The following is a 13,122-nucleotide window of genomic DNA, read 5'->3' on the forward strand; positions in this document are numbered from 1 at the left end:
GCGTGGCGCATTGCCACAGCATGGTATCGGCCAGCCGGTCCGTCAGCCGGTCCGTCAGCGATAGCGCCAGTGAGAGGGGCTCGCGCCTTAGCGGCGTTGCGCCGCTGCCTCGTCTTCCCGCATCTTGCGCAGGAACAGCCGGGTGAAGAACCAGCCCATGCCGATGATGAAGGCGATGACGGCCAGGCTCATCAGCCCGGTGGGGGTCGAAAACAGGATCTTCAAGGCTGCCATGTGGGTCTCCCAGTTCAGGCGAGGCACACCGGACGGTGTGCCGCTGCCGATAGTCTAGGGAGCGCCGCGGCCGGCGGGATTGAGGCCGGTCAAGCCGGGCGCAGACAGTGCCCGGCTTGCCAGGAAAACTCAGTTCTTGGTGCCGAACAGCCGGTCGCCCGCATCGCCCAGGCCCGGGATGATGTATGCGTGCTCGTCCAGGTGGCTGTCCAGCGAAGCCACGAACAGCTTCACGCCCGGATGTGCCTTCTGGAACACCTCCACGCCTTCCGGCGCGGCTACCAGCGCCACGAACGTGATCGCATCGTCCTTGACGCCGCGGCGCTTGAGCACATCCACCGCGTGCGCGGCGGAGTAGCCGGTGGCGACCATCGGGTCGCACAGGATAAAGCTGCGGTCTTCCACGTCGGGCAGGCGCACCAGGTATTCCACCGGACGGTGCTGGTCGTCGCGGTAGACGCCGATATGGCCAATGCGGGCCGAGGGAATCAGCTCGACCAGGCCGTCGCTCATGCCCACGCCGGCGCGCAGCACCGGCACGATGGTGAGTTTCTTGCCGGCGATCACGGGTGCGTCCAGCTCCACCAAGGGCGTCTCGATGCGGCGCGTGGTCAGCGGCAGGTCGCGCGTGATTTCATAGCCCATCAGCAGCGTGATCTCCCGCAGCAGCTCGCGGAACGTGCGCGTGGAGGTGTCCTTGTCGCGCATATGGGAGAGCTTGTGCTGGATCAGCGGGTGATCGAGGATGTACAGCTTGGGGAAACGCGGATCTTGCTTCATGGCGGGTAGTCGGCAGGAGTGGGCGCGAGGGCCCGTTGCAGCCGGATTGTAATGGATGCGGCGCCGCGCCCCCCGGCGATCCTCCCGCCGCAAGCGCGCAGCGCCGCATGCGCTCAATCCACCGTGATGCTGGCGCTCTTGGCAACCTTGCCGAATTTCTCGTACTCGGACAGCGTCAGCGACTGCAGGTCAGCCGCGCTCGAGCCCTTGGGATTGAAGCCCGCCTGCCCGAGTTTGTCCTTCACGTCGGCATTGCCCAGCGCCGCGAGAAAGGCGGCATTGAGTGCCTGCACCACCGGCGCGGGTAGCCCGGCCGGACCGTAGACGCCGAACCAGGGCTCGATGGCATAGCCCGCCAGGCCGGCCTCGGCCAGCGTCGGCACGTTCGGCAGCGCCGGCGAGCGGCTCTTGCCGGCCACCGCCAGCGCGCGCAGCTTGCCGCCCTGGATGTGCGGCAGCGAGGCGGGCAGGTTGTCGAACATCACCTGCACGTGGCCGCCCAGCATGTCGTTGATGGCTGGGCTGCTGCCCTTGTATGGCACATGGGTCAGGCCCGTTTGCGTCATCTGCGCGAACATCGCGCCCGCCAGGTGCATGGACGTGCCGGTGCCCGCGGTGGCGTAGGTCAGGCCGGGGTGGGCCTTGGCATAGCTGACCAGTTCGGCCACATTCTTCACCGGCAGGCTGTTGCTGACTTCCAGCACGATGGTCGAGGTGCCAAGCAGGCTGACCGCGGTGAAATCCTTGCGCGGGTCGAACGGCACGTGCTTGTAGATATGCGGGTTCAACGCATTGGTCGAGATGGCGCCGAAGCCGATGGTGTAGCCGTCCGGCGCGGCCTTGGCGACCGCCTCCATGCCGATATTGCCGCCAGCGCCGGGGCGGTTCTCCACGACCACGGGCTGGCCGAGTTTCTCCGCCACCTTCTGGCCGACCGTGCGCGCCACGAGGTCGGTGGTGCCGCCAGCGGCGTAAGGCACGATGAAGCGGATTGGCTTGACGGGGTAATCGGCCGCGTTGGCGGCCGAGGGCAGCCAGCCGCTTGCGAGCATGGCAACCGCGGCGGCTACCAGCAGCGGGCGGGCGGCGGTCTGCTTTTTGACTGGAACGGGAATGCGCGAGGAAAGAATATCGTGGGGTGCTGCCGTCATGAATGCTCCTGGTTTTTCTTATGCGGCGCGCGTTTGACGCGCCGACCGGCGAGCTTACGGCAGTTTCAGGCTGGCTGCCAGGGTTGCCAGTCAGGCAGGCTGGCTAGCCGGGCAACGGCATGGCGGCTAGATATTCTGCCCGCGCTGCGCCGCTGGCAGCGCCGGGCGCCCGAGCAGGCCGCGCACGCGCTGGGTATTGCGCTCGAACACCCAGTAGACGGCAAAGGCATAGGCATAGCAGCCCAGCAGGATCAGCGCGCCCAGGCCCAGGCTGCCAGCGCCGACAGGCAGGCGGACCTTGACCAGGGCCGCGGCGATGAACAGGGTCAGCGGGAAATGCGTCAGGTAGAGCGAGTACGAAAACCCGGACGCCAGCGTAGCCAGGTGCGACAAGCCGGCGTGGCCGATACGGATGCGGGTCGACAGCACGGCCAGCAACAGCACGAAGAAGCCCAGCGCAACGGCGGCATCGGCGTACGGCTTGTGCTTGGTCAGTGCAATGGCGGCCAGGAACACCAGCAGCGCCGGCAGCACCAGCCACTTGCGCCGCGCGATCGCTGCGATCTGCGCCAGCCTTGCTTCCAGGGCTTGCGCCAGCACACCCAGCAGCCAGAACAAGAAGCCTTCGACCAGGCCATGGAACAGGCCCATCGTGACCAGCGCCGCCAATAGGCACAGCAACGCCTGCGGCGTGCGGCGCAGGTGCCAGGCGCCGTATAGCGCAGGGAACCAGAGGTAGTACCAGAATTCGTTGGCCAGGCTCCACAACGGCCCGTTGGAGCCATAGGTCTGGCAGGCAAGGGTTTGCAGGAACGCCGCGTTGCAAACCAATCCCGCGACGCCGAGGTGATGCGAGATATCGATCTGCTGGGCCGCGTTGCCCTCGGTGCCCTGGTAGAACGGCCCCCACGCCAGGTGGATCCCGGCACTGTCCCAGAACAGCCCGAGCAGCAGCGCGGGCAGCAGTACGATCCATAGCCGCGTCATGCGGTCAGCCAGGTAGCTGCGCCAGGACCAGTCGCCACGCGTCATCTTGCGGCGCACGGTGCCGCCCACCAGGTAACCCGAGAGCAGGAAGAACACGATCACGCATTCGTGGCCGACGCTGCAAAGCGCATAGAACAACTGCAGCGCCACGCCGGCCGCGCCGCCATGCGGCCCGCTCGCGGCATAGTCGACGATGACCAGCGCCCGGACATGGCCAAGGCAGACCAGGCCCGCGGCCAGCGCCCGGATCAGGTCCAGTACATCGTATTGCTTGCTGCGGTCCGTGCCATCCACGACCAGTCTCCCGGTTCCGGCTCGCCAGGGCTGCGGTGGACACAAGGCGGCACGCAGCGCGGGACTCTCCTTGGCAGAGCTTAGCCGTGCGGCTACGGCGTGAAGGTGCGCCGTCCCACATAGCGAAAACCCGCGAAAGCCAGCGAAAGCCGAGGCACGGGAAGCAGGCGCCGCCGCCATCGGCACGGCATAGGTTGGGGCACGCGGGTTGGGGCACGGCGCCCAACACCTGTGCGCAGCACAATGTGCCTCGGATGCAGTTGCTTCTTTTCGAATACAATGGCTCGCGTCCCTGGCGGCCAGCCCGCGCCCAGCGGCGCGCGGCCCCACTATCCGGCTTCTCCCTTGTCTGCATCCCAACTTTCCCGCACCGTGCCTGCCGCCGAGCCGGCATCGCAGCGCGCCGGCCTGGCCGTGGCTGCCGTCGGCGCCGTCCTCTTTTCTGGCAAGGCGATCGTCGCCAAGCTGATGTACCGCTACCAGGTCGATGCGGTCATGGTCATCACCCTGCGCATGCTGTTTGCCGTGCCGCTGTTCATGGCGATCGGCTGGTGGCAGTCGCGGCGCCTGCCGGCGCTGTCCTGGGCCGATCGTGGCCGCATCGTGTTCCTCGGCATCATCGGCTACTACCTGTCCAGCTTCCTCGACTTTCTCGGCCTGCAATACATCACGGCCGGGCTCGAGCGGCTGATCCTGTTCCTGACGCCGTCCTTCGTGCTGCTGGCCAGCGCCGTGCTGTTCAAGCGGCGCATCAGCCTGCGGCAGTGGCTGTCCCTGGCGCTGGCCTATATAGGCATCGTGCTGGTTTTCGCGCATGATCTCGACGTGAGCGGCGGCCAGGTGTGGCTCGGTGCCGCGCTGGTGCTCGGCAGCGCACTGACCTACGGCATTTACCTGATCGCGTCAGGCGAATTGGTGCAGCGCATTGGTTCGTTGCGGCTGGTGGCCTATGCGATGTGCGTTTCCACCGCGTGCTGCGTGGTGCAATATCTGGTGCTGCGCCGGCCGCTGGCGGAGCTGCTGCAGCCGGCCCCCGTGATGTGGCTTTCGCTTGTCAATTCTGTGTTTTGCACGGTGCTGCCGGTGTCGCTGACGATGGTGGCGGTGGCGCGCATCGGCGCGCCGATGGCATCGCAGGCGGGTATGCTCGGACCGGTTTCCACTTTGTTCCTGGGCTTCTGGCTGCTGGGCGAGCCGATCACCGGCGTGCAGCTCGCCGGCAGCGCGCTGGTGATGGGCGGGATATATTTGCTGTCGGCGCGCAAGGTGGCCAAGAGCGGGGCTGCGGGCAAGGCCCGGGCTGCTCGTCGCGGCGGCAAGGCGATGGATACGCTGGACAACAAGCAGGCGGGTGGCCGCCTCGATGACACAAGGAGTCGATGAGATGGATCTAGGATTGCGCGGCAAGCATGCGCTGGTGTGTGGCGCCAGCAAGGGCCTCGGTTTTGCCTGCGCCGACGCGCTGGCTGCCGAAGGCGTGGATGTGGTGATCGTGGCGCGCGGCGCCGAGGCGCTGGAAAAAGCTGCGGCGGACCTGCGCGCGCGCCACGGCCGGCGCGTGATGGCGGTCGCCACCGACATCACGACCCCGGCTGGGCGAAAGCTGGCGCTGGACGCCGTCGCCAAGCTGGGCGACCTGGACATCCTCGTCAACAATGCCGGCGGCCCGCCGCCGGGCAATTTCCGCGACTGGGACCGCGACGCCTGGCTGGCAGCGATCGACGCCAACATGCTGACCCCGATCGAGCTGATCAAGGCCACGGTGGACGGCATGATCGCGCGCAAATGGGGCCGCATCGTCAACATCACCAGCGGCGCCGTGAAGGCGCCGATCGATGTGCTCGGCCTGTCCAACGGCGCGCGCTCGGGCCTGACCGGCTTTGTCGCCGGCCTGGCGCGCGAAGTGGCGCAGCACGGCGTGACGGTGAACAACCTGCTGCCCGGCCCGTTCAATACGGATCGCCTCTACAAGACCATGGAAGGCGGCGCCAGGCAGGCCGGCCTGTCGATCGAGGAAGTCTCCAAGCGCCGCGCCGCGCAGAACCCGAGCCGCCGCTTTGGCGAGCCGGCCGAGTTCGGCGCCACCTGCGCCTTCTTGTGCAGCCGCCACGCCGCGTACATGACCGGGCAGAACGTGCTCCTCGATGGCGGCGCCTACCCCGGCACGTTCTAAGAGGCCATTTCAAAAAGATTCTGGCGTCGTTGCGCGGCCTTGGCCGATCCAGTTGTACTGTCTGCGGCCGCGCGCCTAGCCAGAACCGCTTCGCTTCATTTTGAAACAACCTCTAAGCTGCTGCCGGACCCAACCCGCGGCGCGTGCGCGGCCTGGCGGCCGTGCCGGCGCCGCGGGCGTTTTCCGGCCGGGCCATGCCGGCCCGGCCTTTCTCTGATTGGCCAGGATGATGCCGATGACTCCCCCTCGTATTGCGCTGATTGCGCACGACCACAAGAAAGACGACATCGTGGCTTTTGCTGGCCGCCATCGCGATTTCCTGTCGCGTTGCGAACTGCTGGCCACCGGGACCACGGGCGGCCGCCTGAGCGACGAAATCGGCCTGACGGTGACGCGCATGCTCTCCGGCCCCTGGGGCGGCGACCTGCAGATCGGCGCGCAACTGGCCGAAGGCCGCGTGGGCGTGGTGATTTTCCTGCGCGACCCCATGACGCCGCAACCGCACGAACCCGATATCAATGCGCTGGTGCGCGCCTGCGATGTGCACAACGTGCCCTGTGCCACCAATGTGGCCACCGCGGATCTGTTGATCGCGGAGCTGCGGCGGATGTACCCGGAGTAAGCCGCGTCGGCCCGACGTATTTTCGGCATCAACACATAGCAACAGCTACCAACACATGGCAACACCCAGCAACTGGAAAAGGAGTGAGACATGAGCAAGGCTATCCGCATTTTCGAGACCGGCGGCCCCGAAGTGATGCAGTGGGTTGATGTCGAGGTGGGGGATCCCGGCCCCGGCGAGGTGCGCGTGCGCCACGAGGCGGTTGGCCTCAACTACATCGACGTGTATTTCCGCAGCGGGTTGTACAAGCAGCCGCTGCCGGGTGGCCTCGGCATGGAAGGCGCCGGCGTGGTGGAGGCGGTTGGCGCCGGCGTGGGGCACCTGAGCGTGGGCGACCGTGTTGCTTATGCCGGCCGTCCCACGGGCGCCTATGCGCAGGTGCGGGTCATGCCGGCCGATATCGTGGTGCGCCTGCCGGACGCGATCTCGTTCGAGCAGGGCGCGGCGATGATGCTGCAGGGCCTGACCACGCAGTACCTGCTGCGCGACAGCTACCGCGTGCAGGCAGGAGACACCGTGCTGCTGCACGCCGCCGCGGGTGGCGTTGGCCTGATCGCCAGCCAGTGGCTCAAGGCGCTGGGCGCCACCGTGATCGGCACCGCCGGCAGCGATGAAAAGGCCGCGCTGGCACGCGCGCATGGGTGCGACCACACCATCGTCTACACGCGTGAGTCCTTCGTCGACAAGGTCAAGGAAATCACCGGCGGCAAGGGCGTCGCCGCGGTCTACGACTCGGTCGGCAAGGACACCTTCAACGGCTCGCTGGATTGCCTGAAGCCGCGCGGCACCATGGTGGTGTTCGGCAATGCATCCGGCCCCGTGCCGCCGTTCGATCTGTCCGTGCTGGGCAACAAGGGCTCGCTGCGCATCACGCGGCCCACGCTGATGACCTATGTGGTCCATCGCGAACTGCTGGAGCCGATGGCGGCCGAGCTGTTCGAGATGGTGACCAGCGGCCGGGTGAAGATTGAAGTCCGCCAACGTTACGCGCTGGCGGATGTAGCGCAGGCGCATCGCGACCTGGAAGGCCGCAAGACTACTGGCACGACCGTCCTGCTGCCTTGAAGCGGCAGCCTGGTGCGAGCCGCCTGGCCTGCTAGCGGGCTCGTACCGTCTGGGCGCCGGCGCGCGCCTCGGCCTGCCGCAACACGTGCGCGGGCAGGCGCCTGAGGATGAAGTGCACCGCCAGCGGGATCAGCACCACGTCGTCGATCAGGCCCAGGCCGGGGATGAAGTCGGGAATCAGGTCAATGGGCGAAATGGCGTACAGCACCAGGCCCAGCGCGGCCGGCTTCAACCAGCGCGGGGCGTCGGGATGGCGCAGCGCGTACCACAGCAGGCGGCCGTCGCGCCGCACCAGGGTCCACAGTGCCGAAAATCGTTTCCACATGAGAGGCCTCCTTCACTTTCCACAAATGCCAAGCGGCGTGGCCGATTGCGCCACTCGCAGATAGCTTGGGCCAATCTTCGTCGCTTCAAGTTCCGCGGGGAGTTAAGGCGGGGGAGGGGGGCGCGAAGGACACCCAGTGGCGGACATCCAGTGACGGACGTGCAGGGCAGATGGCGAGGCGCGAGACGCACCACTCCACCGTGCCGGCAGCGCTGCGAGCGCAGGCTGCCGGCAACCGCTGAACCGGTGCTGGCGATCAGCCCGGGATCTTGCCTTCCACGCCTTCGACGTAGAACTTGATGCCGTGCAGGAAGCCGTCGTCGGCTGCCTGGTCCTTGGCCAGCTGTTCCTTGCCGGTGTTGTCCTTGAGCGGACCCTTCCAGATCGGAGCCGAGCCATCGGCGATGCCCTTCTTACGCTCTTCCACCAGCGCCTTCACGTCATCCGGCACCACGGCATTGAAGCCCTTCAGGTCGATCATGCCTTCCTTGACGCCCCACCACGTGGTGCCGTTCTTCCACTGGTTAGCCAAAACGTCGCCGACCACCTTGTTGTAGTACACGCCCCATGAGATCACCGAGGCGGCCAGGTGGGCCTTCTCGCCGAACTTGCTCATATCGCTGTCCCAGCCGAATGCGTACACGCCCTTTTCCTGCGCGGTCTGCACCACGGCGGCGGAGTCGGTGTTTTGCATCAGCATGTCCACGCCCTGGCCGATCAGCGTGGTAGCGGCTTCGCGCTCCTTGCCCGGATCGAACCACTTGTTCACCCACACCACCTTGACGGTGGCCTTGGGATTGACGCTGCGCGCGCCGATGGTGAACGAGTCGATGTTGCGGATCACCTCGGGGATGGGCACCGATGCCACCACGCCCATCTTGCCGGTCTTGCTCATCTTGCCGGCGACCACACCCGCCAGGTATGCGCCTTCATAGGTGCGCACGTCGTACTGGGCCAGGTTGTCGGCGTTCTTGAAGCCGGTGGCGTGCTCGAACTTCACGTCCGGGAATTCCTTGGCGACCTTGAGCATCGATTCCATGTAACCGAAGCTGGTGCCAAAGATGACCTTGTTGCCTTGCGCGGCGAGATCGCGGAACACGCGTTCGGCATCGGCGGCGGATTCGGGCACGTTCTCGACGAAGGACGTCTTCACCTTATCGCCGTATTTCTCTTCCACGGCCTTGCGGCCGGCATCATGGGCGAAGGTCCAGCCTGCATCGCCGACCGGGCCGATGTAGACGAAGGCGACCTTGAGCGGCTCGGCCTTTTGCTCGGCGACGGGAGCGGAGGCCGGAGCCGCGCTTTCCGCCGGCTTTTCGGCTTCTTTCTTGCCGCAGCCCGCGAGAGCCAGCACGGCGGTGGCAGCCAGTGCGGCAAGGGTTTTCCTGCGCGTGACGATCATGATTTCTCCTTGTAATGACCGGGGTACCGAGTACCGATGTTTTAACTAAGGTTGCAACTGTGGCTCTGAACAACGAGGGCTTTAAGCCTGAAGTCTCTGACGGACTTTATTAAAGCGAAACAAAAACGGAAAACACGGCGCAGCGCCGGGCAGGTTCGGCAACGGGATCGGTCAGGCGGCACCCGGGCGGAACGGCTTGCCCAACGAGGCCGGCATGTTCAGGCGGATCCACGCCGGATTGCGCGAGATCAGCGCCAGCACGACGATGGTCGCCGCATAGGGCAGCATCGACAGGATCTGCGAAGGCACCGATACGCCAATGCCCTGCAGGTAGAACTGCAGGATGGTGACGCCGCCGAACAGCCAGGCGCCGGCCCAGACGCGGCCCGGGCGCCAGGTGGCGAAGGTGGTCAGCGCCAGCGCGATCCAGCCACGGCCGGCCACCAGGTTCTCCACCCACATCGGCGTGTACACCAGCGACAGGTAGGCGCCGGCCAGCCCGCAGCAAGCGCCGCCGAACAGCAGCGCGCCAAATCGGATCAGGCGCACCGGATAGCCCAGCGCATGCGCGGATTCCGGCGATTCGCCGATCGCGCGCAGCGTCAGCCCGGCGCGCGTGCGGAACAGGAACCACATGATCGCGCCGCACAGGAACAGGCTGAAATACACCATCCAGTGCTGCTGGAAGAAGGCCGGCCCGAAGAAGGGAATATCGGCCAGGAAGGGAATCGACTTGGCCTGCGACGGCATGGCGAAGCCGACGAAGCGCTGGCCCATGAAGGCCGACAGCCCGGTGCCGAAGATCGACAGCGCCAGGCCGGTGGCCACCTGGTTGGTGGCCAGCACCAGCGCCAGCCACGAGAACAGCGTGGCCATCAGCATGCCGGCCAGCGCGCCGGCGGCAAAGCCGATCAGCGGCGACTGGGTCTGGTAGCCGACCATGAAGCCGAACGCGGCGGCGACCAGCATCATGCCTTCGGCGCCCAGGTTGAGCACGCCGGCGCGTTCGTTGATGAGCAAGCCAAGCGCCGCCAGCAGCAACGGCGTGCCGGCGTTGATCGCGGTGGCGATAAGAGGGGCGAGTTGTTCCATGTCTTGGGGGCTCCGCTCAGGCGGCCTTGGCGCGCCAGCGCAGGCGGTTGTCGATCAGCGTATCGCTGGCCAGCAGGAAGAACAGCAGCATGCCCTGGAACACCGAGCCCAGCGCCGAAGGCAGGCCCAGGCGCGACTGGGCCATTTCGCCGCCGATATAAAACAGCGACATGACGATGCCGCCGAACACGGTGCCCACCGGATGCAGGCGGCCCACGAAGGCCACGATGATCGCGGTGAAACCGTAGCCCGGTGAGATCGAGGGCAGCAGCTGGCCGATCGGGCCGGTCACCTCGAACGCGCCCGCCAGGCCGGCGGTGCCGCCGGAGATCATCAGCGCGCTCCACAGGGAACGGCGCGCCGAGAAGCCGGCATAGCGCGCCGCGGCCGGGGCGGTGCCGCCCACCTGCAGGCGGTAGCCCGCGAAGCTGCGGAAGATGAAGACGGTCATCAGCACCACCAGCACCAGCATCACCACAAAGCCCGCGTGCAGGCGCGAGCCCGACATCAGGTTGGGCAGCAGGAACTCGCTTGAGAACACCTTGGACTGCGGGAAGTTCATGCCGTTGGGATCCTTCAGCGGCCCGTTGACCACGTACAGCATCAATTGCTGCGCGATATAGGTCAGCATCAGCGACACCAGGATCTCGTTGGCGTTGAACTTGTCCTTGAGCACGGCGGTGAGAGACGCCCAGAACATGCCGCCGACCACGCCGGCCAGCGAGGCCAGCACCAGCACCACGGTGCCGTTCACGCCATTGCCGGGCACGTCGAAGTACAACACGGTGGCGCCGGCGAAGATGCCGCCGACGATGAGCTGGCCATCCGCGCCGATGTTCCAGATATTGGCGCGATAGCACACCGAAAGCCCGAGCGCGCACAACACCAGCGGCACGGTCTTGAGCAGCACCTCGCCGATGGCGCGGCGGTCCTTGAGCGGGTCGACCAGGAACACTTTGAGCGCGGCCACCGGATCCTTGCCGAGCAGCAGGAACAGCAGCGCGCCGAAGGCCAGCGTCAAGGCCAGCGCGATGAAGGGCGAGGCATAGGCCATGCGGCGCGAGGGCAGCCCGCGCGGTGCCAGCGACAGCGGCGAGCGAAGGAGGAAATCAGCCATGGAGCACCGCCTCCTCTTGTTCGCGCCGGCCGCCTGGCCCGCCTTCCCAAAGACCGCTCATCCACAGGCCCACCTGCTCTCGCGTGGCGTCCTGGGTCGGAATCGACGGCGACAACCGGCCCTTGGCGATCACGTGCAGGCGATCGCAGATGGCGAACAGTTCGTCCAGTTCTTCCGACACCACCAGCAACGCGCAGCCGGTGGCCTTGAGCGCCAGCAGCTCGTTGTGGATCTGCGCCGCGGCACCCACATCCACGCCCCAGGTCGGCTGGGCCACGATCAATACCTTCGGGCCGCTTTCGATCTCGCGGCCGACGATGAATTTCTGCAGGTTGCCGCCCGACAGGCTCTTGGCCAGCGCGTCCGCCCCGCTTGCCTTCACGCGGAAGCGCCCGATCACGGCCTGCGCCAGGCCGGCGGCGGCCTTGGGCGAAATCATGCCGCGCTGCACATAGGGCGCGGACTGGTGCGAGAGCAGGATATTCGCGGCCAGGCTCATGCCCGGCACGGCGCCACGGCCGAGGCGTTCCTCGGGCACGAAGGCCAGTCCGGCGCGGCGCCGCTGGCGCGCGTCCAGCTTGCCCACCGGCTTGTTATCCAGCGCGATGGCACCGCGCGCGGCGCGCACATCCTCGCCCGACAGCGCCGCCAGCAATTCCTGCTGGCCGTTGCCGGACACGCCGGCGATGCCAACGATCTCACCGGCGTGCAGGTCCAGCGAGATGCCGTCAAGCTCCGTCGCGAACGCATGCGAGCGCGGCAGCGAGAGTTCGCGCACCGCCAGCCGGCAGGCGCCGGGTTCGGTCTGCACGCGCGCCTCGCGCGGCGGCTCGCCGCCGATCATCAGGCGCGACAGCGAGGCCGCGCTTTCCTGGCGCGGATCGCACACGCCGGTGACACGGCCCATGCGCATCACGGTGGCGCTATGGCAAAGCTCGCGGATCTCGTCGAGCTTGTGGCTGATGTAGAGGATGCTGGTGCCTTCCGCCGCGAGCTGGCGTAGCGTGATGAAGAGGGTTTGCACCGCTTGCGGTGTCAGCACGGAAGTCGGCTCGTCCAGGATCAGCAGTTGCGGCTTGGCCAGCAGCGCCCGCACGATTTCCACGCGCTGGCGCTCGCCTACCGACAAGGTGTGCACATGGCGGTTCGGCTCCAGCGGCAGGCCATAGCGCTGGGCGGTTTCGCGGATCTGGTCGGCCAGCTGCTTCATATTGGTGCCCGCATGCGGGCTGCCGGCGGCCGCCTTGCCGCCCCGGGGCAGGCCAAGGGCGATGTTCTCGGTCACGGTCAGCGTATCGAACAGCGAAAAGTGCTGGAACACCATCGCAATGCCCAGGTTCCGGGCATCGTGCGGATTGTGGATCGCGGCGCGTGCACCGTTGAAGTGCATGTCGCCGGCGTCCGGCTTGACCGCGCCAAAGATGATTTTCATCAGGGTGGATTTGCCGGCGCCGTTCTCGCCGAGCACGGCGTGGATTTCGCCGGGGGCGACGACGAGGGACACGTCATCGTTGGCGGTCACGCCGGGGTAGCGCTTGCTGATATGGGCAAGCGCCAGCCTTGGGGTTGTGCTTAAGGTCACTGAGGCGGCTCGAGTTGTTATGGCAGCAACGTGGGTCAATGTTCGTTAATGTTTGTATCGGGCAGCACCTGCTGCAGTGCGTGGGGCAGGATCGCCGTTACGCATTGCAGCAACCATCACTGGGCGGTGATGCCGTTTATTAACCGTGGATTATATAAGTGTGTGGGGTTCGGACGACCTGATCAGGCCAGTTTTCTCGGCCCCACAACGGATACAAGCAGGTTGCAAGTCGCATGCCGGGCATTTGGGGCGGGTGAGCGGGCGGCCGGGCTGGCGGGGGGCGGCCGGCTTGGCCGAT

13 protein-coding genes are annotated in these 13,122 nt (G+C 66.6%); 4 read left to right on the forward strand and 9 right to left on the reverse strand.

Features of this window, described 5'->3' with window-relative positions; all coding sequences use genetic code 11:
* Positions 1 to 87: 87 nt before the first annotated feature.
* The 4 genes from ACX12D_RS04985 to ACX12D_RS05000 all read right to left on the reverse strand — a co-directional run bounded on the left by ACX12D_RS04985 (position 88) and on the right by ACX12D_RS05000 (position 3,446).
* The gene (locus ACX12D_RS04985; protein WP_006158366.1) at positions 88 to 234 is read right to left on the reverse strand and encodes a DUF3149 domain-containing protein; all 147 of its coding nucleotides are present in this window, start codon (positions 232 to 234) and stop codon (positions 88 to 90) included.
* Positions 235 to 363: 129 nt separating this feature from the next.
* Positions 364 to 1,014, reverse strand: coding sequence for a uracil phosphoribosyltransferase (gene upp / locus ACX12D_RS04990; protein WP_043344561.1), 651 nt, complete (start codon positions 1,012 to 1,014; stop codon positions 364 to 366).
* Between the two features lie 113 nt (positions 1,015 to 1,127).
* Complete coding sequence (locus tag ACX12D_RS04995; RefSeq protein ID WP_441639451.1) at positions 1,128 to 2,066, reverse strand: Bug family tripartite tricarboxylate transporter substrate binding protein; 939 nt, start codon at positions 2,064 to 2,066, stop codon at positions 1,128 to 1,130.
* 225 nt (positions 2,067 to 2,291) lie between these two features.
* Positions 2,292 to 3,446 carry an acyltransferase family protein gene (locus ACX12D_RS05000; protein ID WP_459373142.1) on the reverse strand — a complete coding sequence of 385 codons (1,155 nt, stop codon included), beginning with the start codon at positions 3,444 to 3,446 and terminating at the stop codon, positions 2,292 to 2,294.
* A gap of 372 nt (positions 3,447 to 3,818) precedes the next feature.
* Between ACX12D_RS05000 and ACX12D_RS05005 the strand changes: the two genes are divergently transcribed.
* The 4 genes from ACX12D_RS05005 to ACX12D_RS05020 all read left to right on the forward strand — a co-directional run bounded on the left by ACX12D_RS05005 (position 3,819) and on the right by ACX12D_RS05020 (position 7,306).
* Positions 3,819 to 4,829, forward strand: coding sequence for a DMT family transporter (locus ACX12D_RS05005; RefSeq protein ID WP_459373936.1), 1,011 nt, complete (start codon positions 3,819 to 3,821; stop codon positions 4,827 to 4,829).
* Position 4,830: 1 nt separating this feature from the next.
* On the forward strand, positions 4,831 to 5,619 hold the full coding sequence (locus ACX12D_RS05010; protein WP_441639418.1) for an SDR family oxidoreductase: 789 nt from the start codon (positions 4,831 to 4,833) through the stop codon (positions 5,617 to 5,619).
* Positions 5,620 to 5,854: 235 nt separating this feature from the next.
* Positions 5,855 to 6,241: a methylglyoxal synthase gene (locus ACX12D_RS05015; protein WP_043344563.1), complete on the forward strand. Its 387-nt coding sequence runs from the start codon at positions 5,855 to 5,857 to the stop codon at positions 6,239 to 6,241.
* A 90-nt stretch (positions 6,242 to 6,331) separates the two neighbouring features.
* Positions 6,332 to 7,306, forward strand: coding sequence for a quinone oxidoreductase family protein (locus ACX12D_RS05020; protein WP_459373143.1), 975 nt, complete (start codon positions 6,332 to 6,334; stop codon positions 7,304 to 7,306).
* 31 nt (positions 7,307 to 7,337) lie between these two features.
* Here the strand turns inward: ACX12D_RS05020 and ACX12D_RS05025 are convergent, their stop codons facing one another.
* The 5 genes from ACX12D_RS05025 to ACX12D_RS05045 all read right to left on the reverse strand — a co-directional run bounded on the left by ACX12D_RS05025 (position 7,338) and on the right by ACX12D_RS05045 (position 12,824).
* Entirely contained in the window at positions 7,338 to 7,631 is a 294-nt protein-coding gene (locus ACX12D_RS05025) for a YkvA family protein (protein ID WP_459373144.1), read from the reverse strand.
* Positions 7,632 to 7,887: 256 nt separating this feature from the next.
* Positions 7,888 to 9,033, reverse strand: coding sequence for a BMP family ABC transporter substrate-binding protein (locus tag ACX12D_RS05030; RefSeq protein ID WP_459373145.1), 1,146 nt, complete (start codon positions 9,031 to 9,033; stop codon positions 7,888 to 7,890).
* A gap of 171 nt (positions 9,034 to 9,204) precedes the next feature.
* Complete coding sequence (locus ACX12D_RS05035) at positions 9,205 to 10,125, reverse strand: ABC transporter permease (protein ID WP_459373146.1); 921 nt, start codon at positions 10,123 to 10,125, stop codon at positions 9,205 to 9,207.
* A gap of 16 nt (positions 10,126 to 10,141) precedes the next feature.
* Positions 10,142 to 11,242 (reverse strand): ABC transporter permease, encoded by a 1,101-nt coding sequence (locus ACX12D_RS05040; protein ID WP_459373147.1) that lies wholly within the window; start codon positions 11,240 to 11,242, stop codon positions 10,142 to 10,144.
* Positions 11,235 to 12,824: an ABC transporter ATP-binding protein gene (locus tag ACX12D_RS05045; protein ID WP_459373148.1), complete on the reverse strand. Its 1,590-nt coding sequence runs from the start codon at positions 12,822 to 12,824 to the stop codon at positions 11,235 to 11,237. Before ACX12D_RS05045 ends, ACX12D_RS05040 begins: the two co-directional genes overlap by 8 nt.
* Positions 12,825 to 13,122 lie beyond the last annotated feature (298 nt).

The organism is Cupriavidus sp. PET2-C1, assembly GCF_054515855.1.